We start from the raw sequence: 19,546 nt of genomic DNA, 5'->3' as shown, positions 1-19,546 counted from the left end.
GGTTATGCCGGTACAGCGGTACAGCAATCCGTCTCAGTCGAACAGTTCGCTGTTGAGTCCGGTGTCATCGTCCCAGTACCAGCGGAGATACGAGTAGCCGACGCCGAAGAGAGCCACGATGGCGATGACTGTTCCAAGTGATCCCATACGGTGAGTTGACGACCCGAGGTGATAAATCACCACCAGACCACCATCTGAGACGGTTGTTGTTCTGATGGTCCGACTCACTTGATAGAAGACAGAGTGACCGAATATGGCGTATACCAGTCCGCATGACGGCGGATTTACGCTGACTCAACGATGCGTCCCGCAACGCGTCCATCGACCACTTCCCCGATAATTTCGACCGCTACTGGTTCGGTCGGCGGCCACTCCTCGAGTAACTCCTCGCCGTCGACAATGACGATATCCAGTGGACTGCTCTCTCGAGGATGAGCCGCGACGAGAGCCTCGCCGTCGTCGGTCTGCTCGAGTTTGACCGGTACTGTCTCGCCGATTGCCAGCGATTCGGCGAGCAGATCGCGCAGTGAGGTCACGATTAGAACCGATTGACGTCGACGTCGTCGTGACTCGTATCGACGTTTGGCTCGGATTCACTGTCGCCCATTCCAGGCTGCGCTTGCGTCGCGCAGTCAGCACACAGCCCCATCGCCCGCTCGTAGTGTTGTTCACAGGCGAGCGTCCCACAGTTCTCACAGCGCTCCTCGGCCGGCCGGGACTCACAGATCTGACAGAGGCCACTGACGCTCATACAGGTTGTAGGCGCTCGAGCGTCTTGAAACCGGGGTGGGAAGACACACGGTAGCATGGCACACGTAGTTGGCACCAGTACTGTGTTCCGAGTTATCATGTGACGAGAAAGCTTTTGCTGCGTGAGGCGCTATCGATGTGTATGAGCCGTGACCGGGCTCTCCTCGAGCGAGCCCTGGACCGTGGCGAACAGGACGGAGGCAACGTCGAATTCAAAGAGCGGCTGTCACGTGATGTCCACCTCGAGGGTGGACGACGCGAGAGTCTGGCAGCCCAACTTCGACATCGCTTGCTGTCTGGCGACGGTGAAGCGACCTACGTCGTCGGCGTCACTGACAGTGGTGGCCTCGCTGGCATCGACCCTGATACCTTTTCGGAGACGATGGACGTTCTTTCCTTGCTCGCTGAGGAAGCCGACGCCCACATCGACGACGTCCAGACCTGGGGCGTCAACGACGGGTTAGTGGGTGTCGCGTTGGTCCACGAAGGCAGCGTCCTCGAGACCGATGATGAACACGTCGTCGTCGGGACGGCAGGCCACGTCGATCACGGCAAGAGTACGCTCGTGGGCTCACTTGTGACTGGCCAGGCCGACGACGGCAACGGCGCGACCCGGTCGTTCCTTGACGTCCAGCCCCACGAAGTCGAACGCGGGCTTTCAGCGGATCTCTCGTATGCCGTCTACGGCTTCGATGACGACGGTCCCGTTCGCGTGCGAAATCCGAACCGGAAAGCAGACCGTGCAGCCGTCGTCGAGGAAGCCGACCGACTCGTCTCGTTCGTCGACACCGTCGGCCACGAACCCTGGTTGCGCACCACGATCCGCGGCCTCGTCGGCCAGAAACTCGACTATGGCATGCTCGTCGTTGCCGCCGATGACGGCCCCACGCGGACCACGCGCGAACACCTCGGCGTCTTGCTCGCGACGGAACTACCGACCATTGTTGCGATCACGAAAACTGACGCCGTCAGCGACGACCGCGTCGAAGAAGTCGAACGCGAAGTCGAAGCCCTCCTCCGGGAAGTCGATAAATCGCCGCTGCGGGTCGCCCGCCACGGCGTCGACGCCGCCATCGAGGAAATCGGCGAGCGCGTCGTCCCCATCGTCGAAACCAGCGCGATCACCATGGATGGCCTCGAGACGCTGGACGAACTGTTCGACCGGCTGCCGAAAACGTCCCAGGATATGGGCGAGTTCCGGATGTACGTCGACCGCAGCTACTCCGTGACCGGCGTGGGCGCGGTTGCCTCGGGGACCGTCATGTCCGGAGAAGTCGAAGCCGGCGACGAACTCCTACTCGGGCCGATGCCAGACGGGCGATTTCAGGAGGTCGAAGTGCGCTCGATTGAGATGCACTACCACCGCGTCGACCAAGCTCAGGCGGGCCGAATCGTCGGTATCGCCCTGAAAGGAATCAAAGAGAGCGCCATCGAGCGCGGCATGGTCTTGCTCCCGCGGGAGGCAGATCCCCAACCTGTCCGCGAGTTCGAAGCCGAAGTGATGGTACTCAATCATCCCACCAGAATCGGCGACGGCTACGAACCCGTCGTCCACTTAGAGACCATCGGCGAAGCCGCCGCCTTCCATCCCGAAGACGGTCGTCTTCTGCCCGGTGACACCGGCGAAACCACCGTTCGGTTCAAGTTCCGCCCGTATCTCGTCGAGGAAGGCCAAAAGTTCGTCTTCCGTGAGGGCCACTCCAAGGGCGTCGGCACGGTTACCGATGTCCACCCGATGGAGTAACGCTCTCTCGGTGCATTCGTCACTTCGGTAGAATTTTACTCGAGAGGGACTTTCTGCTGCTCGATGATCCCTGAATCCCCGCAGGGCCGCTTTCGGTGGGCGTTGTCGGAATCGCTTATCCTCGTTGGCATCTTTGCTGCTTGGGCCGTGATTACCGCCCTCGTTGGTATACTCTCTCAACTGTCACTTGCGCTTTTACGACCCGTTCTCTCACTGCCACATCCTCTGTTTGAACTGCTACAAGCAACTGGAGGAGTATGGCGTATCGCGTTCTCAGTTGCAACACTCACTGCCTGTCTCTCCGTCCTCGTTCGCGCTGGTACGCTCATCGTCTCCCACTACGTCGAAACCACTGAACGAACCACACCATCCGAGACCCAGACCCTCGAGGGTTAGAGATTGAACGACTCTGCGACCAGTTCCTCGTCAGTCTCGCCGTAGACGTACGTTGGCCCACCGAGGACGTCGATTGTGATGGTCGCTGGCGCGAACAGATCCGACGGAACTTCCGAAAAGTCCCACTCGAGGTCGTCGAAGACCTCGCCGAACGGCCGGCCGTGGTCCTCGGCCGCTGTCGATGGTACTGACTCGAAGACCTCCGTGTCGGCATCCTCGCGGACCGTCACATGTGCGGTGCCTCCGTAGGCAATCGCATCGTTGGTCCGGGCAATCGCAGTCTGTTCGTCGTCTGCAACCGGCGCAACCGGCGCACGACCCGTTGCGGAGACAATATCGAGCGGGTCGTAGCCGAGTTCAACCAGCCGGAAGGTTGCGAGTTCGGCGACGCGTGCAGCGTTCGTGATACTTCCGACGAGGCTCGCCGTCTGATACGCGAGCAAGAAAACGCTGCTCGTCTCGACTTCCGCGAGATCAGCGACCTGCTCGGCTGCTGCCTCGGTCGGATGGACGTCCGTTTCGACCGCCAGCGCAGTCAGATCGAACGCATCCGTGTAGCCGACGCGCCGGAACTCCTCTTCTTCGGCGACGAGCGCCCGTGCGGGGCCGCTTCCCAGTCCCTCGAAATCCTCAGTCGTCAGCTCCCAGCCTGCCTTCTGGGAGCACAACAGCGAGAGTGCCGGCTGGTCGGTCGTGAGTTCGACGTGTGGAATCGGAACCCCATCGACGTCGCCGAGTTCATGGCTCGGCGTCGCCAATCCCGCCGTCTGAATCTCCGTCAGCAACAGTCCCGCTTCGACGCCACCGTCGAACTCGAGGCCGAAATCAAGCACCGTCGCCTCGTTTTCGAGATCGTAGCCGCCGACGTTAAGCTCCTCGGCGTAGTCGAGGGCCTCGTCGACCAACTCGATAGCCATGCGATTGAGACTTTCCATACCCCCAGTTCAGCCTCCGGCGTAAAACAGTTTGTCAGTTCGTGTCAGACGTGCGTCTGACTCGAGCAGCTGTTCGGTGATTTCACCTTCGATATCGAAGTCGCGTCTGCCGACTGTCGATCAGATCGCTGGCTCGTAGCCGGCGTCCGCGACCGTCGTTGCAATCGTCTCCTCGTCAATGGTCTCCCCATCGTGTTCGACGCGGACCTCGTCGTCCTCGTGGCTTGCCCGTGCCGCCGAGACGCCCGATAGCGCCTCGAGTGCCTCAGTGACGTTTTTCTCGCAGCCGCCACAGGACATGCCGGTGACCTCGAGTGTGGTCTGTTCCATACGAGCGCTTTGGGCTCGAGGGAAGTGAGCGTTGTGCTCGCCGTCTTACTCGTCGCTTCGGGCAGGTCGCCCTAAGGCGTCTTCGACGGCGTCGACTTTCCGGTCGGCCGACTGCTCTTGGCCACGTTTGTCGTCGATTTTCAACACCGTACTCACGCGGTCGCCGTCGACTGCCTCGTGGGCTGCCTGGGCGGCCGCGAACAGCTCGTCAGTGTCGTCGGCTTCGATCACCGTCCCCATCGGGTTCGTCTCGTAAGTCACGTCGTATGCCTCGAGGGCGTCGACTGCCTTCGCGACTTCCGACGCCATGCTGTCTTCGATAACCGGTGCGACGCTCAATAGTGCGATAACCGTCATACCGACACCGATGGCCGGGAGCTACCTAAACTCGAGGGCTGTCGGTACTGGAGCGTGAACGCCTCGCAGGAGACAGCGACGGAAAATACCGGACGGACTCGCCGTCAGTTCGACTGACGATGGCGACCGCGACCCGGACTAGTCTCTGACGGTGGGTAAATGATGACGTCGCCGTTCGCGTAGACGAACACCTCGTACTCGAGGGCGGTAAACGCGACGTGGCCCCCAGTTCGCTCGGTGCCGTCTGCTTTCGGACGGAAGAGTCGGTCAAGCGCATCGGGGTCGATGCTATCGTAGAGCGAGAACTCGCCCTGGGAGACGTCGGTCTCTGCAATCGACGCTAGCGCGTGGACGATGGTGGTCGTAATCGTCGCCGTCCCATCGACGTCGTGGTGGAAGACATAGCGGTCATTGGTCTGGTCATATTGTGGCTCGTCCGTCTCTGTGGCGTGTGAGGTTTCCGTTTGCATTGCTATCTCTCGTCGGTCAATCGTCTATTGACGCATAGTAATCCCTGCTATAAAAGTAAACCGCCACCCCTATTAGTTCACATTCGTGAATTACGGATTCTGGAACCAGTCGTCAAACGAATTGGATACAAGACTCCCTCGAGAGCCTTCCCTCGGGACCCACAGGCACTGTTTCAGCACTCACTTCTTCTGCTCCCGGTCGCGATCTTCTGCGTGCTCGCTCAGTCGCTCGAGTTCCCGATCCGCCTCGAGCGAGCGGCGATGCTGCGGTGAGACAATGGCCTCACCGGAGCCGTCGATTCGCTCGTCTGGGTCCGCAATGGAAACCCATTCGCGCACGCGGGCGAGGAAACGGCGAAACATACGCTGGTGTTCTCGCTCGAGGACCAAAAGTCGTTGTCCGGCTCCCACTATCGCAAACCGGCGTTGATCTCTCCCACCTGGCTCGCCAGCACACATTTGTAGCTGGTCTAACAGTATTTCATATGGATATTCGACACCTCTCCAGTGACGCTGACCGACGCCTGGCAGTCCCGATTCTCCAGCAGTTGTGGACCGACACGTCCCCGGCGGAGATTATGGCCTGGACAGCTCAGGAGGAGTACACGCTTATTGGCGGATTCCTCGAGGATGAGCTGGTCGCCGTCGCCGGCGTCAGAATCGATGACTTTCTGCATCACACCCGCCACGCCTGGCTCTATGATTTCGTCGTCAACGAACCCCATCGAGGCGAGGGCTACGGAACAGCACTCTTGGAATACGTCGAGGAGTGGGCGTCGTCGAACGAGTGCGACGTCATTGGACTGGCCTCGCCGCTGGCCAAATCGCAGGTGCACCAGTACTACACTGCCCGTGGATACGAACAGTGGGGCTACATCCTCGAGAAGGAAGTCTAATTGTGGGGTGCTCGAGGGTGTTGAGTACGCGCTGGCTGGGATTTGAACAACGCGAAGACATTCCAGCTCGCTCACTGCGTTCGCTCTCGGGCTGTGACTTCTCTCGTTCAAATCCAGTGCGACTTCACGACTCACGGATGACGAGCACACGCTACGCGGTGCTCGTCGAAGTTGTTCGTCGTAGAAGTGCGCTGGCTGGGATTTGAACCCAGGTTGTGACCATGGCAAGGTCACGTGATACCACTACACTACCAGCGCCCTGTTGCATTCATACCTACTGCCGGGTGGATATATAAGGCCTACGAATTGTTCCGGCATCGCCATACGGCACCACGGTGGGTGCCCCCATCACGAATACACACTGCCGGCAACTCTGTCTGTATTCAGCGACTGTCACTCGTTTCTGATCAACGCTCGAGAGTGTGTGTCTGTAACACACGAATTCGAGGGTGTGAGAGCGTCACAGCCGGGATCGAATCCGCTATCCTTTTAAGACCTTGTCCGCAACAAAACGCTACAGTCTAGTGACGCGGCGCCGAAGCGTTTCGGCATGACCGTCAACGTACTCGTGCCGTCGTCACTCTCCCGTGAAGCCGAGGACAAACGCGAGGCAACTCGCAAACTTGGATACGTCGCCCGCGCGGCGACGATCTTCCGGGCGGATCGCCTCATCGTCTACCCAGATCGGGACGGCGAAACCGGGCGATTCGATGATGGGTTCGTCAGTACCGTTCTGCGGTACGCCGCAACCCCACCATACCTCCGCAACGAGGCATGGGGGATGCGAGACGAACTAGAGTACGTTGGGGTCTTGCCACCGCTGCGCGCGGTGTCACAGACCGGCTCCGAATCGAACGGTTCGGGGTCGACAAGACAAGGAATCGTGACCGAGGTCGGACCTGAAGGGCGCGTCCGGGTCAATTGCGGCTTGCAACACCCGATCTCCCTCAATACGCCTCCATCGATGGAGGTCGCCGAGGGGGAGCGCGTGACCGTCAGGATCTCTTCGCGACGACCGGTCCGGGCGAAACTCGTCGACGGCCCCCTTCCGGGGCTCAGCGTCGAGCGGACGGACCTTTCGACAGCTCTCGGCCGTGAGGACGCCGGCGTTTGTATCGCGTCGTCTCGCCATGGTGCGGAACTTACCGTGGGACGACTCGAGACGCTGGCCGGACGCGTCGACCGTGACGGAATGACCGTTGCGTTCGGTGCGCCCGAGAGAGGGCTGCCGGAAATCCTCGGAATCGAGGCATCCGACGTTGTGGCTGCGTACGACGCAGCTGACGTGGATGACAGAGTCGACGTCGAACCCACCGATCTAGGGTTCGACCTCTGGCTGAATACGGTTCCGAACCAGGGCAGCAAGGTGGTACGAACGGAAGAAGCTCTGTTCGCCACCCTCGCTCCCCTCTCACTGCAAGAGTGATAGAATGCCACAAGCAAATTCACCACGCAAAGGCTCACTCGGTTTCGGCCCACGAAAGCGTGCGACCAGCGAGGTCCCACGCTTCAATTCGTGGCCGGAAGACGATGGACAGCCGACGCTCCAGGGTTTCGCGGGCTATAAGGCCGGCATGACCCACGTCGTTATGGTCGACGATAAAGCGAACTCGCCGACCGAAGGGATGGAACAGACCGTCCCTGTAACGATCGTGGAGACGCCGCCAATGCGCGCCGTTGCTCTGCGTGCGTACGAAGACACGCCGTACGGAAAACAGCCGGTTACCGAGGTCTGGACCGACGAGTTCGTTTCCGAACTCGACCGTGTTCTCGACCTTCCCGGTGACGACTACAACACCGACGCATCCGCAGACGAACTCCGTGGCCTTCTCGAGGAAGGTCGCGTTGACGACGTCCGCGTCATCACGCATACGGTTCCGGGGGACCTTCCCTCGATGCCGAAGAAGAAACCGGACGTGATGGAGACGCGCGTTGGCGGTGGCTCGATTTCCGACCGCGTCGACTACGGCCTCGAACTGCTCGAGGAAGACGGTGGCGAACACGTCATGAACGACATGTTCCGCGCCGGCGAGTACGTCGACGCAAGCGGCGTCACGAAAGGGAAAGGGACTCAAGGACCCGTCAAGCGATGGGGCGTCCAGAAACGAAAGGGCAAGCACGCCCGGCAGGGATGGCGCCGCCGCATCGGGAACCTTGGCCCCTGGAATCCGTCCCGTGTTCGGTCGACGGTCCCACAGCAGGGACAGACCGGGTATCACCAGCGGACGGAACTGAACAAGCGCCTCGTCGATATCGGCGATGGCGCAGACGCGACGGTCGACGGCGGTTTCGTCAACTACGGCGAAGTCGACGGCCCGCACGCGTTGATCAAGGGCTCGCTCCCCGGGCCAAACAAGCGCCTCGTGCGCTTCCGCCCGGCGATCCGACCTGGAGACCAGCCACGCCTCGATCCCGAGGTTCGGTACGTCTCCACCGCATCTAACCAGGGATAACACATGGAAGCAACAGTACGCGACCTGGACGGCTCCGACGCAGGGTCGGTCGATCTTCCGGCGGTCTTCGAGACCCAGTACCGCCCGGACCTGATCACCCGTGCCGTCAACGTCGCCCAGGCAAACCGGAAACAGGACTACGGTGCCGACGAATTCGCTGGCAAGCGAACGCCAGCCGAATCGTTCGGTAGTGGCCGCGGGATGGCCCACGTCCCACGACAGGACGGACGCGCACGACGCGTTCCCCAGGCTATCAAAGGACGAAAGGCTCACCCGCCAAAGGCCGAGAAAGACCAGTCCGAATCGATCAACACGAAAGCAAAGAAACTGGCCGTCCGCAGCGCCATCGCGGCAACGACGGACGCCGAACTCGTCGCCGAGCGCGGTCACCAGTTCGACGACGACGCCGAGATTCCAGTCGTCGTCTCCGATGAGTTCGAAGACCTCGTCAAAACGCAGGAGGTCGTCTCCTTCCTCGAGGCAGCAGGCCTCGAGGCTGACATCCAGCGTGCAGACGACGGTCGCAACGTCCGATCCGGACAGGGGAAAGCCCGTGGCCGGAAGTACCAGACGCCGACGTCGATTCTGTTCGTCACCTCGAGCGAGTCCGGCCCGTCCCGTGCGGCACGGAACCTCGCTGGTGCGGACGTGACGACGGCTGCAGAGGTCAACGCTGAGGACCTCGCACCTGGCGCACAGCCAGGTCGACTCACCGTCTGGACCGAAAGCGCACTCGAGGAGGTGGCAGACCGATGAGCACGATCATCGAGCACCCACTCGTGACCGAGAAGGCGATGAACGACATGGACTTTGAGAACAAGCTCCAGTTCGTTTGCAACCCGGATGCCTCCAAACCCGAGATTCGGGATATTGTCGAGGAGCGCTTTGATGTCACGGTCGACAACATCAACACGCAGGTAACGATGAAAGGCAAGAAGAAAGCAATCATCAGACTCGCTGAAGAGGACGACGCGCAGGAAGTCGCCTCTCGAATCGGGGTGTTCTGACGATGGGACGACGAATTCAAGGACAGCGTCGTGGTCGCGGTACGTCCACGTTCCGTGCCCCGTCGCACCGATACAAGGCGAAACTCGACCACAAGAAGGCCGAAGACAACGATGTCGTCCGCGGAACGGTCGTCGACATCGAACACGACCCTGCACGCTCCGCACCGATTGCGGCCATCGAGTTCGAGGACGGCGAGCAGCGTCTCGTTCTCGTCCCCGAAGGCGTCGCCGTTGGTGAGGAGATTCAGGTCGGTGTCTCTGCGGAGATCAAGCCGGGGAACACGCTTCCCCTCGCTGAGATCCCCGAAGGGGTTCCGGTCTGTAACGTCGAGTCCAACCCAGGCGATGGCGGCAAGTTCGCCCGTGCCGGGGGGACCAACGCAGACCTGATCACCCACGACCGCTCGGCTGCGGTCGTACAACTCCCAAGTGGCGAGGTCAAGCGCCTCGATCCACAGTGCCGAGCCACCGTCGGCGTCGTCGCCGGCGGCGGACGGACGGAAAAGCCAATGGTCAAAGCAGGGAACAAGTACCACAAAATGAAAGCGCGCGGGACCAAGTGGCCTCGCGTCCGCGGTGTCGCAATGAACGCCGTCGACCACCCATTCGGTGGCGGTGGCCGCCAGCACCCCGGAAAACCAAAATCCGTCTCGCGGGACGCCCCGCCGGGACGCAAAGTCGGTGACATCGCCTCGCGCAGCACCGGCCGAGGTGGAAACAAATGAGCCAAGAGTACCGAACCGGCCGTGAAGGTGAAGACTTCACCTACCGCGGTCATACACTCGACGAGCTGCAGGATCTGGAGCTCGAGGAAGTCGCAGAACTGCTGCCCGCACGCAAGCGGCGAAGTGTCAAGCGCGGCCTCTCCGTTGAGAAGCAAAAGCTTCTCGAGAAGGCCCGCGGCAAAGGCGAAGAGGAGACGGCGAACGCGCCGATCCGAACGCACCTGCGCGACATGCCGGTGCTGCCGGAGTTCGTTGGACTGACCTTCGAGGTCTACAACGGACAGTCATTCGAGCGCGTCCGCATCGATCCCGAGATGATCGGTCATTATCTCGGAGAGTTCCAGCTGACCCGTAACTCCGTCGAGCACGGACAGGCTGGTATCGGTGCAACTCGTTCGTCGAAGTTCGTCCCACTGAAGTGATCATCGTATGGGAATCAACTACTCAGTCGACGCCGACCCGGACACAACCGCGAAAGCGATGCTTCGGGAGCGTCACATGAGCAACAAGCACAGCAAGGAAGTCGCCCGTGCAATCAAAGGCCGCACCGTTGCGGACGCACAGGCGTACCTTCAGGACGTCATCGACGAGGAACAGTCCGTTCCGTTCAAGTCCCACAACTCCGGCGCGGGTCACCGCTCGGACATCGAGGGCTGGGACGCCGGCAAGTACCCCGAGAAGGTCTCGGGTGAATTCCTCGATCTCCTCGAGAACGTCGAGGCCAACGCGGACCAGCAGGGCTTTGACGGTTCGTCGATGGAGATTACCCACGTCGCCGCCCACAAGGTCGGCGAATCGGTCGGCCGCAAGCCCCGTGCAATGGGGCGTGCCTCGGCGTGGAACACGCCACAGGTCGATGTCGAGATCATCGTCGAGGAAGTCGACGAAGAAACGGAGGACGAGAACTAATGGCTGACGAACACCAATTCATCGAAAACGGCCTGCAGCGGTCACAGATCGACGAGTTCTTCCAGGAAGAACTCGGTCGTGCAGGCTACGGTGGCATGGACGTCGCCAAGACGCCGATGGGAACCCAGATCGTCCTCAAGGCCGAAAAGCCCGGGATGGTCATCGGCAAAGGCGGCGAGAACATCCGGAAGGTCACGACGGCCCTCGAAGAGCAGTTCAACCTCGAGGACCCACAGGTCGACGTTCAGGAAGTCGACGAACCGGACCTGAACGCACGAATCGTCGCAGACCGACTGGCTAACGCACTCGAGCGTGGCTGGTACTTCCGGAAAGCTGGTCACACGACGATTGACCGCATCATGGAAGCCGGTGCACTCGGTGCCGAGATCGTCCTCTCCGGAAAGGTGACGGGCGCTCGCTCGCGCGTTGAGAAGTTCAACCGCGGCTACATCAAGCACAACGGCGAGCCCGCCGAAGAGGTCGTCGACCACGGCCAGGGCGTCGCAGTGATGAAACTCGGTACCATCGGGGTTGACGTCAAAATCATCCCGCCAGGAGCCGAGTTGCCCGACGACTTCGGCGTTCACGAAGATCTGGACCCCGAGGAACTCGTCCCTGACGCCGTCGAGGCCAACGAGGCCGAGGGTGTCGAGGAACTGCTCGAGGGCGAACCAGAGGAGGCCGAGGCAACCGCGGAGGGTGTCGAAGCGCCTGCTGAGGACGCCGTCGAGACCGCTGCTGACGACGAGGGCGACCTTGACGAAGAGGTCGTCGAGGAAGTCATCGAAGAAGAAGTCGAGGCTGACGCCGACGACGACTTCGAAGACGTCGAGGTCCCTGAGGAAGACGACGAAATCGAAGAGGAACTCGAGGAACTCGAAGAGGATGTCGAAGCGGAAGCAGAAGAACTCGTCGCGGAGATGGAAGACGAGGACGCTGATGCCGACGCAGACGACGAAGACGCAGACGAGGGAGGTGACGCCTGATGGCAATTCTCCACGTCGCAGAGATCCGCGATATGACGCCTGCCGAACGGGAGGAAGAACTCGAGGAACTCGAGACGGAACTGCTGAACCAGAAGTCCGTCCTCGCAGCTGGTGGTGCTCCGGAGAACCCGGGTCGAATCGGCGAGATTAGCCGCACCATCGCTCGGATCAAGACGATCCAGACGGAAGAAGGCGACTTCGACGACGAATAACACACAATGGCACTGACACCCGAGACCCTACCGCGACACGAACTCAACGGATTGGCGGTCCGCGTCGTCGAGAGTACCGACGATTCGCGGGTCGGCATTTCGGGGCGTGTCGTCATCGAGACGACGAAGACTCTCTCGATAGAGATTCGAACGGATGGCGAATCTCGGGTCGTTACAGTGCCAAAGTCGGGCTCGACGTTCGAGTTCGCGATCACAGATGAAGCCGCCGACTCCGCGAAGGAGTTGGGGACTGCGTCCAAACTGGCCGACACTCAACCTGCATCGGCGGACAAAACGTCCGCTGACGCAGACCGAGCCGACGGCGATGCCGTTGGCTGTCGTGGCGATGGTTCATCTGACCATCACCACGCTGCTGGCGAGGGCGTAGCCTACGTTACGGTCGATGGTTCGCGATTGCTCTCACGACCCGCCCGACGCACGGAAACTAGTGGTGATTCACCATGGCAATAGGATTAGACGTTGAAACCCCTCCGGAACCAGATAATCCGGAGGAATACGACTACGAGAAGTGTCCGTTCTACGGCGAACTCTCCGTTCGAGGGCAGGTCCTCGAGGGGACCGTCGTCTCGACGGGCATGGACAAGACCGTAGTCGTCGAACGAGAGTACGATGTCGCGGTTCCGAAGTACGACCGCTACATGAAACGACGCTCGCGCATCCCGGCACACGTGCCAGGCGTGCTCGAGCCGCTCTCGGTTGGCGACTCGGTCAAAATCGCAGAGACCCGACCACTGTCGAAGACGAAATCGCATGTGGTCGTCGAAATAACTGAAGAGGCAACCGCAGAGGATATCGCCGAGTTGACCGGTCAGGCAGAGCCTGAGCCGGAACTCTCCGCCGATGATCTCGCTGCGGATGACGCAGACACAGCCCAGGGTGAAGAGTAATGGAGGCAATGAAAGCCGACGTCACTCAGGGACTGAAGAAAGGCTCGCTGATCACGTGTGCCGACAACACGGGCGCACGCGAACTCAAAGTCATCAGCGTAGCAGGATACCACGGCACCAAGAGCCGCCAGCCAAAGGCGGGTCTCGGTGACAAAGTGACCGTTTCGGTCACGAAGGGTACCCCGGAGATGCGCCGACAGGTCCTCGAGGCAGTCATCGTTCGTCAGCGGAAATCGGTCCGCCGACCGGATGGCACCCGCCTCAAGTTTGAGGACAACGCGGCGGTCATCATCGACGAGAACGAAGAGCCCCGCGGTACGGAAATCAAAGGGCCAATCGCTCGCGAAGTCGCAGAGCGCTTCGGTGCAATTGCCTCCACCGCGACGATGATCGTCTAACTATGAGCAAGCAACCACACAAACAGCGGATTCAGACGGAGCGCGCACCGCTTCACAAGCGGCAGAAACAGCTCCACGCAACGCTGTCCGACGAACTCCGCGAGGAGTACGACACCCGTCGAACCCGCGTCAACGCGGGCGACACGGTCGAGGTCATGCGTGGGGACTACGCCGGCGACACCGGCGAGGTTCTCAAAGCAATCCTCGAGAACGGCACGATTCACGTTGAGGACGTCACGGTCGAGACGGCCGACGGCGAGGAAGTTCCCCGCCCGGTCGATCCGTCCAACGTCCGCATTACGGAACTCACGCTCGAGGACGAGCGCCGAGAGGCCCGTCTCGAGGGCGAGTCCGAAGGTGATAACGAATGACGAAACACCAGAAACGACTCTCAGTACCAAAGACCTGGCCGGTCGAGCGCAAGACCGACACCTTCACCGTCAAGGCCGGAGCTGGCCCGCACGGTGAGGAAGGCGTGCCACTGGTCGTCCTGCTTCGGGACGTCCTCGAGTACGTCGACTCGACGAAGGAAGCACGGTATGCGCTCTCGGAGGACGCAATTCTCGTCAACGGACAGCCGATCAACGACGAGCAGCGTCCAATCGGGATCTTCGACATTCTGGCGTTCCCCGGCCGCGAAGAATACTATCGCGTCTTCCCTGACGAGGGCGGTCGGCTGTCGCTGACCGAGATCGATGCTGATGCGGCAGACAGCCGCCTCGGCAAGATCGACGGCAAGCAGCAGATTCCGGGTGGCGATACCCAGCTGACGCTGCACGATGGCACGAACGTCATCGTCGACGACGATGAGTACTCCGCGAAAGATTCGATTGTCGTCGACAACGACGACAAGTCGATTGTTGCTCACTTCCCGTACGAAGAGGGCGCACTCGTCACCGCTATCCGTGGTAACCACGGTGGCAAGATTGGCGAGGTCGACGCAATTGACGTGACACTCGGCAGCGGCTCGAACACTGTCACCGTCTCGACTGACGATGACGAGTTCGAAACCGTCGAAGAGTACGTCGTTGTTATCGACGAGAACTTTACGGGTGATGATGAATGAGCGAAGCTGACAGCGGCTTCCACGAGATGCGCGAGCCAACCGTCGAAAAGGTCGTCGTCCACATGGGCGTCGGTCAGGGTGGTCGCGAACTCGGAAAAGCCGAAGACATCATCGAGGAAATCACGTCCCAAGAAAGCGTCCGTACCCAGGCTCAGCGAACTGAGCCTGACTTCGGTATCCGCCAGGGCGACCCAATCGGAACGAAGGTCACCCTCCGTGGCGAGGACGCCGCCGACTTCCTCGAGACAGCACTTCCACTCGCTGAGTTGTCGCTCAGTCAGTTCGACGACACCGGCAACTTCAGTTTCGGCGTCGAGGAACACACCGAGTTCCCAAGCCAAGAGTACGATCCGAGCGTCGGGATCTTCGGGCTGGACGTCACCGTCAACCTGGTGCGTCCGGGCTATCGTATCGCCAAACGCGACAAGGCGACACGCTCGATCCCATCGAATCACCGACTCACGCCCGAGGACGCCGCTTCGTTCCTCGAGTCGACATTCGACGTCACCGTGGAGGACCCTGAGGATGAGTGAAAGCGAAACCGAAACCGAAACTACCGCCGCTGATCGCACGGGTGAGCACACGGCAAAGCGAACTGGCCAGATGGAGCAGTGCCAGCGCTGTGGCCGTAAACAGGGGCTTGTCGGCAAGTACGACATCAACCTCTGTCGCCAGTGCTTCCGTGAAATCGCCCGCGATATGGGATTCAAGAAGTATCGATAACATGACCGGAAATGATCCACTCAGTAACGCGCTTTCGGGACTCGACAACGCCGAAAGTGTCGGACATCTGACTCACGAGGTATCACCCGCCTCGAACGAAATCGGCAGCGTACTCGAGGTCTTCTATGACCGCGGGTACATCGACGGCTTTGACTTCGTCGATGACGGTAAAGCCGGACAGTTCGAGGTTGAACTAACTGGAGCGATCAACGAGTGTGGCCCCGTCAAGCCCCGCTACAGTGCCACTGCCGAGGAGTTCGAGAAATGGGAGAAACGGTTCCTTCCCGCTCGAGACTTCGGTGCGCTCGTCGTCACGACGAGTAACGGCATCATGAGCCACTACGAGGCTCGTGAGCTGGGAATCGGTGGTCAGGTTATCGCATACGTCTACTAACAATGCGAGTCGAACTGGAAATCCCTGACAACGTAACCGTCGAGACAGACCATCTCGATGTGACCGTCGACGGTCCAGAAGGCAGCGTTACCCGCCGCCTCTGGTACCCCGACGTGACCGTCGATGTGGAAGACGACAGTGTGGTAATCGAAAGCGAATCCGAGGACGCAAAGACGAACGCGACCGTCGGAACCTTCGAGAGCCACCTGAGCAACGCTTTCCATGGCGTGACCGAGGGCTGGGAGTACACGATGGAAGTCTACTACTCTCACTTCCCGATGCAGGTCCGCAATGAAGGCGACGACATCGTCATCGAGAACTTCCTCGGCGAAAAGGCACCGCGACGTACGACTATCCATGGTGACACCGACGTCTCCGTCGACGACGAACGACTCGTCCTCTCCGGCCCGAACAAAGAGGACGTCGGTCAGACGGCGGCAGACATCGAGCAGCTGACACGCGTCAGCGGCAAGGACACCCGCGTCTTCCAGGACGGGGTCTACATCACCGAGAAACCCGCCAAAGGAGGTGTCTACTAGATGGCAGACGATAACGCAAACGACGAACCACAGGAACTCGAGGACATCAGTGGTGTCGGCGCGAGCAAAGCCGACGCACTGCGAGAGGCTGGCTTCGAGTCCATCGACGACGTCAAAGAGGCCGACCAGGACGACCTGGCCGAAGCCGAGGGCGTCGGAAACGCACTCGCTGCCCGTATCAAGGCTGACGTCGGTGACCTCGAGGTAAGTGAGGACACCGAAGCCGAGATCGAAGACGAAGGCGGCGACGAGGAAGCCGATGAGGCTGCCGAAGATGTCGAAACCGAACTGCAGGCCCGCGGCCTGACCGAGAAGACGCCGGAGCTTTCCGACGAGGAAGCACGTCTGCTCGAGCGCCGCAAAACCGAGGGCAAGCCGCAGTTCAACCGCCAGGACTACCACATGAAAAAGCGGACGCCAGAATCCTGGCGTCGCCCACGCGGACAGCTCTCGAAGCAGCGCCGCGGTATCAAAGGCAAAGGCCCGAAGGTCGAAGCCGGCTACCGAACGCCGACCGCTGTTCGGGGCAAACACCCAAGCGGTTTCGAAGAGGTCTACGTTCAGAACACGGACGACCTCGAGGGTGTCGATGGCGACACGCAGGCAGTCCGCATCGCCTCGGCCGTTGGTGCACGCAAGCGCGAACGGATCGAGGAGCAGGCCGAGGAACAGGACGTTCGCGTCCTGAACCCAACCTACGAGGAAGTCGAGGTGGAATCAGATGACTGATCTTTCCGCACAGAAGCGACTGGCAGCTGACGTCCTCGACGTTGGCGAGAACCGCATCTGGCTCGACCCTGATGCCCAGGGCGACATCGCCGAAGCGATCACCCGCGACGAGATCCGCGAACTCGTCGATGACGGTCGCATTCAGGCCGAAGATGCCAAAGGCAACTCTCGTGGCCGTGCTCGCGAACGCAACGCAAAGCGTTCCTACGGTCACCAGAAGGGCCCAGGAAAGCGCCGCGGCAAGAAAGGCGCACGCCAGAACGAGAAAGAAGACTGGCAGGCAAAGATTCGTGCACAGCGCCGGAAACTCCGCGAACTCCGCGACAAGGGCGAACTGACGCCCACGCAGTACCGCGAGCTTTACAAGAAGGCTGGCGGTGGCGAGTTCCGAAGTGTCCGGTACCTGTTGAACTACATTGACGACAACTACGGTGACCAATAATGGCAACAGGACCACGATACAAGGTGCCGATGCGACGTCGGCGCGAGGTCCGGACGGACTACCACCAGAGGTTGCGCCTGCTGAAGTCGGGTAAGCCCCGTCTCGTCGCTCGAAAGAGCAACAAGCACACTACGGCGCAGCTGATCGTTCCCGGACCCAACGGCGACGAGACGCTCGCAAGCGCACACTCGAGCGATCTCGAGGAGTACGGTTGGGAAGCCCCCACGAGTAACATTTCCGCGGCATATCTGACCGGCCTGCTGGCCGGACAGCAAGCCGTCGAGGCCGGACTCGAGGAAGCAGTCCTCGATATCGGTCTCAACACGGCAACGCCTGGTAACAAGGTGTTCGCCGTGCAGGAAGGCGCAATCGACGCCGGTCTCGAGATTCCACACAGCGACAGTGTGCTCGCAGACTGGGAGCGTACGCGTGGCGAGCACATCGCTGAGTACGCAGAACAGCTCGATGAGCCGCTGTATAGCGGTGACTTCGACGCAGCGGACCTTCCAGAGCACTTTGACGACGTACGAGAGGCGATCCTCGAATGAGTAACTACAACGACAGTGGATGGGAACCCGTCACCCGTCTCGGCCGCAAAGTCCAGGAGGGCGACATCGATTCGATGGACGTCGCTCTCAACTCGGGGCTCCCGCTCAAAGAGCCCGAAATCGTTGACCAGCTCCTCCCCGGACTGGACGACGAAGTCCTGGACATCAACATGGTCCAGCGCATGACCGACTCCGGACGACGCGTGAAGTTCCGTTGCGTCGTCGCCGTCGGCAACCGCGATGGCTACGTTGGCTATGCGGAAGGACGAGACGATCAGGTCGGCTCTGCCATCCAAAAGGCAATCGGCATCGCGAAACTGAACATGATCAAGGTCCCCCGCGGCTCCGGGTCGTGGGAAGACCGTTCGGACCGACCACACTCGCTGACCCGACGAACGACCGGCAAAGCCGGCTCCGTCGAGGTCGAGGTCATCCCAGCCCCTGAAGGGCTTGGACTCGCCGCGAGTGACACCGTCCACGCCGTCCTCGATCTGGCCGGCATCGAAAACGCCTGGACCAAGAGCCACGGCAACACCCGAACGACTGTGAATCTCGCAAAGGCAACGTTCAACGCCCTCGAGAACGCATCGCAGTCGCGCCAGCCACGAGAGCGCGGGACAATTAGCTCCGAGGAAGCGGAGGTGTCTGAGTGATGAAGGCAATCGTGCAAGTCCGCGGAGAAGTCAACCGCAATCAGGACATCCAGGACACCCTGGAGATGCTCAACATCCACAGCGTCAACCACTGTGCACTCGTCCCCGAGACGAGCGCGTACACGGGAATGGTCGACAAGGTCAACGACTACGTCGCCCACGGCGAACCCGAAGCCGACGTGCTCTCGACGCTGCTTGCAAAGCGTGCTGAACCACTCGAGGGTCGACAGTCCGATGTCGATGCTGAGTGGCTCGCCGAGAACACCGACTACGACGACTTCGACGCACTCGCAGAGGCACTGCTTGCCGAGGAAACAACGCTCCGTGATGAGGGACTGTCGCCAACGCTGCGACTGCACCCACCGCGTGGTGGCCACGGCGGCATCAAGAAGCCGACGGTCGAGGGCGGCCAACTCGGAAAGCATACAACGGACGAGATTAACGACCTCTTAGAATCGATGCGATAACCATGACGAGCAAAAAACGACGCCAGCGCGGATCGCGCACGCACAGCGGCGGCTCCCACAAGAATCGACGTGGTGCGGGCCATCGCGGTGGTCGCGGACGCGCCGGGCGTAGCAAACACGAGTTCCACAACTACGAACCGAAGGGCAAACACGGCTTCAAGCGACCGGACGGCATTCGCGACAACGTCGCGGAAATCGACGTCCAGAAACTCGACGAGGACGCAATCCTCTACGTCGCTGAAGACGTTGCCGACGAAACCGACGACGGCTATGCAATCGATGCACGCGACGTCGTCGAAGATGGCCACGAAGTCGACACCGTGAAAGTGCTCGGCTCCGGCCAGGTCCGCAACGCACTCGAGATCACGGCAGATGCCTTCTCGGACGCAGCCGAGGCAAAACTCGAGGACGCCGGCGGCGAGGCAGTCCTTTCGCAGCGAGCCCAGGACGCAGCCGAGGCAGCGGCCGACGCCGAGGCTGACGACGACGAACAGAGCGAGGACTAACAG

At 60.8% G+C, this 19,546-nt stretch carries 33 protein-coding genes and 1 tRNA gene; 26 read left to right on the top strand and 8 right to left on the bottom strand.

The window, feature by feature from the left end; translation table 11 throughout:
- Positions 1-284: 284 nt before the first annotated feature.
- The gene (locus B2G88_RS08155) at positions 285-536 is read right to left on the bottom strand and encodes a hypothetical protein (protein WP_054863396.1); all 252 of its coding nucleotides are present in this window, start codon (positions 534-536) and stop codon (positions 285-287) included.
- Positions 537-538: 2 nt separating this feature from the next.
- Positions 539-751 carry a hypothetical protein gene (locus B2G88_RS08150; RefSeq protein WP_087714493.1) on the bottom strand — a complete coding sequence of 71 codons (213 nt, stop codon included), beginning with the start codon at positions 749-751 and terminating at the stop codon, positions 539-541.
- A 141-nt stretch (positions 752-892) separates the two neighbouring features.
- Here B2G88_RS08150 and B2G88_RS08145 point away from each other — a divergent pair, with 141 nt between their 5' ends.
- Positions 893-2,494 carry a GTPBP1 family GTP-binding protein gene (locus B2G88_RS08145; RefSeq protein WP_087714492.1) on the top strand — a complete coding sequence of 534 codons (1,602 nt, stop codon included), beginning with the start codon at positions 893-895 and terminating at the stop codon, positions 2,492-2,494.
- Positions 2,495-2,886: 392 nt separating this feature from the next.
- Here B2G88_RS08145 and mch read toward each other — a convergent pair whose 3' ends face one another.
- From mch to B2G88_RS08115, 5 genes are all read right to left on the bottom strand, one after another.
- Complete coding sequence (mch, locus tag B2G88_RS08135; protein WP_087714491.1) at positions 2,887-3,825, bottom strand: methenyltetrahydromethanopterin cyclohydrolase; 939 nt, start codon at positions 3,823-3,825, stop codon at positions 2,887-2,889.
- Between the two features lie 120 nt (positions 3,826-3,945).
- Complete coding sequence (locus tag B2G88_RS08130) at positions 3,946-4,155, bottom strand: heavy-metal-associated domain-containing protein (protein ID WP_054863398.1); 210 nt, start codon at positions 4,153-4,155, stop codon at positions 3,946-3,948.
- A 45-nt stretch (positions 4,156-4,200) separates the two neighbouring features.
- Positions 4,201-4,512, bottom strand: coding sequence for an MTH1187 family thiamine-binding protein (locus B2G88_RS08125; RefSeq protein WP_054863399.1), 312 nt, complete (start codon positions 4,510-4,512; stop codon positions 4,201-4,203).
- Between the two features lie 104 nt (positions 4,513-4,616).
- Positions 4,617-4,982, bottom strand: a complete 366-nt coding sequence (locus B2G88_RS08120) for a HalOD1 output domain-containing protein (RefSeq protein ID WP_087714490.1) — start codon at positions 4,980-4,982, stop codon at positions 4,617-4,619.
- 180 nt (positions 4,983-5,162) lie between these two features.
- On the bottom strand, positions 5,163-5,345 hold the full coding sequence (locus B2G88_RS08115) for a hypothetical protein (RefSeq protein WP_054863427.1): 183 nt from the start codon (positions 5,343-5,345) through the stop codon (positions 5,163-5,165).
- 122 nt (positions 5,346-5,467) lie between these two features.
- On the opposite strand from B2G88_RS08115, the gene B2G88_RS08110 reads away from it, so the two are divergent.
- The gene (locus B2G88_RS08110) at positions 5,468-5,878 is read left to right on the top strand and encodes a GNAT family N-acetyltransferase (RefSeq protein WP_054863400.1); all 411 of its coding nucleotides are present in this window, start codon (positions 5,468-5,470) and stop codon (positions 5,876-5,878) included.
- Between the two features lie 187 nt (positions 5,879-6,065).
- On the opposite strand, the gene B2G88_RS08105 is transcribed toward B2G88_RS08110, so the two are convergent.
- Positions 6,066-6,136: transfer RNA gene (locus B2G88_RS08105), tRNA-Gly, on the bottom strand.
- Positions 6,137-6,428: 292 nt separating this feature from the next.
- Here B2G88_RS08105 and B2G88_RS08100 point away from each other — a divergent pair.
- The 24 genes from B2G88_RS08100 to B2G88_RS07985 are packed head-to-tail and all read left to right on the top strand — an operon-like array spanning position 6,429 to position 19,543.
- Positions 6,429-7,304, top strand: a complete 876-nt coding sequence (locus B2G88_RS08100; RefSeq protein WP_087714489.1) for a putative RNA uridine N3 methyltransferase — start codon at positions 6,429-6,431, stop codon at positions 7,302-7,304.
- Between the two features lie 4 nt (positions 7,305-7,308).
- Entirely contained in the window at positions 7,309-8,331 is a 1,023-nt protein-coding gene (locus B2G88_RS08095) for a 50S ribosomal protein L3 (protein ID WP_087714488.1), read from the top strand.
- Between the two features lie 3 nt (positions 8,332-8,334).
- Positions 8,335-9,087, top strand: a complete 753-nt coding sequence (gene rpl4p, locus B2G88_RS08090; protein ID WP_054863402.1) for a 50S ribosomal protein L4 — start codon at positions 8,335-8,337, stop codon at positions 9,085-9,087.
- Positions 9,084-9,338, top strand: coding sequence for a 50S ribosomal protein L23 (locus B2G88_RS08085; protein WP_054863403.1), 255 nt, complete (start codon positions 9,084-9,086; stop codon positions 9,336-9,338). The genes rpl4p and B2G88_RS08085 overlap by 4 nt, the downstream gene beginning before the upstream one ends.
- A gap of 2 nt (positions 9,339-9,340) precedes the next feature.
- Positions 9,341-10,063: a 50S ribosomal protein L2 gene (locus B2G88_RS08080; protein WP_087714487.1), complete on the top strand. Its 723-nt coding sequence runs from the start codon at positions 9,341-9,343 to the stop codon at positions 10,061-10,063.
- A complete protein-coding gene (locus B2G88_RS08075) occupies positions 10,060-10,485 on the top strand; it encodes a 30S ribosomal protein S19 (protein WP_054863404.1) in 426 nt (141 codons plus the stop codon). Before B2G88_RS08080 ends, B2G88_RS08075 begins: the two co-directional genes overlap by 4 nt.
- Before the next feature lie 7 nt (positions 10,486-10,492).
- Positions 10,493-10,972, top strand: a complete 480-nt coding sequence (locus tag B2G88_RS08070; protein WP_087714486.1) for a 50S ribosomal protein L22 — start codon at positions 10,493-10,495, stop codon at positions 10,970-10,972.
- Positions 10,972-11,958 carry a 30S ribosomal protein S3 gene (locus B2G88_RS08065; protein ID WP_087714485.1) on the top strand — a complete coding sequence of 329 codons (987 nt, stop codon included), beginning with the start codon at positions 10,972-10,974 and terminating at the stop codon, positions 11,956-11,958. The genes B2G88_RS08070 and B2G88_RS08065 overlap by 1 nt, the downstream gene beginning before the upstream one ends.
- A complete protein-coding gene (gene rpmC / locus B2G88_RS08060) occupies positions 11,958-12,170 on the top strand; it encodes a 50S ribosomal protein L29 (RefSeq protein WP_054863407.1) in 213 nt (70 codons plus the stop codon). Before B2G88_RS08065 ends, rpmC begins: the two co-directional genes overlap by 1 nt.
- A gap of 6 nt (positions 12,171-12,176) precedes the next feature.
- Positions 12,177-12,641, top strand: a complete 465-nt coding sequence (locus B2G88_RS08055) for a ribonuclease P protein component 1 (protein WP_087714484.1) — start codon at positions 12,177-12,179, stop codon at positions 12,639-12,641.
- Positions 12,632-13,078 carry a 30S ribosomal protein S17 gene (locus tag B2G88_RS08050; protein WP_087714483.1) on the top strand — a complete coding sequence of 149 codons (447 nt, stop codon included), beginning with the start codon at positions 12,632-12,634 and terminating at the stop codon, positions 13,076-13,078. Before B2G88_RS08055 ends, B2G88_RS08050 begins: the two co-directional genes overlap by 10 nt.
- The gene (locus B2G88_RS08045) at positions 13,078-13,476 is read left to right on the top strand and encodes a 50S ribosomal protein L14 (protein ID WP_087714482.1); all 399 of its coding nucleotides are present in this window, start codon (positions 13,078-13,080) and stop codon (positions 13,474-13,476) included. Before B2G88_RS08050 ends, B2G88_RS08045 begins: the two co-directional genes overlap by 1 nt.
- Before the next feature lie 2 nt (positions 13,477-13,478).
- Positions 13,479-13,847 (top strand): 50S ribosomal protein L24, encoded by a 369-nt coding sequence (rplX, locus tag B2G88_RS08040; protein WP_054863410.1) that lies wholly within the window; start codon positions 13,479-13,481, stop codon positions 13,845-13,847.
- Positions 13,844-14,542, top strand: coding sequence for a 30S ribosomal protein S4e (locus B2G88_RS08035; protein ID WP_054863411.1), 699 nt, complete (start codon positions 13,844-13,846; stop codon positions 14,540-14,542). The genes rplX and B2G88_RS08035 overlap by 4 nt, the downstream gene beginning before the upstream one ends.
- Entirely contained in the window at positions 14,539-15,075 is a 537-nt protein-coding gene (locus tag B2G88_RS08030; RefSeq protein ID WP_087714481.1) for a 50S ribosomal protein L5, read from the top strand. Before B2G88_RS08035 ends, B2G88_RS08030 begins: the two co-directional genes overlap by 4 nt.
- The gene (locus B2G88_RS08025) at positions 15,068-15,265 is read left to right on the top strand and encodes a 30S ribosomal protein S14 (RefSeq protein ID WP_054863413.1); all 198 of its coding nucleotides are present in this window, start codon (positions 15,068-15,070) and stop codon (positions 15,263-15,265) included. The genes B2G88_RS08030 and B2G88_RS08025 overlap by 8 nt, the downstream gene beginning before the upstream one ends.
- A 1-nt stretch (position 15,266) precedes the next feature.
- The gene (locus tag B2G88_RS08020) at positions 15,267-15,659 is read left to right on the top strand and encodes a 30S ribosomal protein S8 (protein ID WP_054863414.1); all 393 of its coding nucleotides are present in this window, start codon (positions 15,267-15,269) and stop codon (positions 15,657-15,659) included.
- A 2-nt stretch (positions 15,660-15,661) separates the two neighbouring features.
- On the top strand, positions 15,662-16,198 hold the full coding sequence (locus tag B2G88_RS08015) for a 50S ribosomal protein L6 (protein ID WP_054863415.1): 537 nt from the start codon (positions 15,662-15,664) through the stop codon (positions 16,196-16,198).
- Positions 16,199-16,927 carry a 50S ribosomal protein L32e gene (locus tag B2G88_RS08010; protein ID WP_087714480.1) on the top strand — a complete coding sequence of 243 codons (729 nt, stop codon included), beginning with the start codon at positions 16,199-16,201 and terminating at the stop codon, positions 16,925-16,927.
- Positions 16,920-17,369: a 50S ribosomal protein L19e gene (locus B2G88_RS08005; protein ID WP_087714479.1), complete on the top strand. Its 450-nt coding sequence runs from the start codon at positions 16,920-16,922 to the stop codon at positions 17,367-17,369. Before B2G88_RS08010 ends, B2G88_RS08005 begins: the two co-directional genes overlap by 8 nt.
- On the top strand, positions 17,369-17,917 hold the full coding sequence (locus B2G88_RS08000; protein WP_054863418.1) for a 50S ribosomal protein L18: 549 nt from the start codon (positions 17,369-17,371) through the stop codon (positions 17,915-17,917). The genes B2G88_RS08005 and B2G88_RS08000 overlap by 1 nt, the downstream gene beginning before the upstream one ends.
- Complete coding sequence (locus B2G88_RS07995) at positions 17,914-18,570, top strand: 30S ribosomal protein S5 (RefSeq protein ID WP_087714478.1); 657 nt, start codon at positions 17,914-17,916, stop codon at positions 18,568-18,570. Before B2G88_RS08000 ends, B2G88_RS07995 begins: the two co-directional genes overlap by 4 nt.
- A complete protein-coding gene (locus tag B2G88_RS07990) occupies positions 18,570-19,037 on the top strand; it encodes a 50S ribosomal protein L30 (protein ID WP_087714477.1) in 468 nt (155 codons plus the stop codon). Before B2G88_RS07995 ends, B2G88_RS07990 begins: the two co-directional genes overlap by 1 nt.
- Positions 19,038-19,039: 2 nt before the next feature.
- The gene (locus B2G88_RS07985; protein ID WP_087714476.1) at positions 19,040-19,543 is read left to right on the top strand and encodes an uL15m family ribosomal protein; all 504 of its coding nucleotides are present in this window, start codon (positions 19,040-19,042) and stop codon (positions 19,541-19,543) included.
- Positions 19,544-19,546 lie beyond the last annotated feature (3 nt).

Origin of the sequence: Natronolimnobius baerhuensis, assembly GCF_002177135.1 — an archaeon.
Lineage (GTDB): Archaea > Halobacteriota > Halobacteria > Halobacteriales > Natrialbaceae > Natronolimnobius > Natronolimnobius baerhuensis.
Note: the sequence above shows the minus strand (reverse complement) of the source record. Positions and strands in the feature narration are given on the sequence as shown.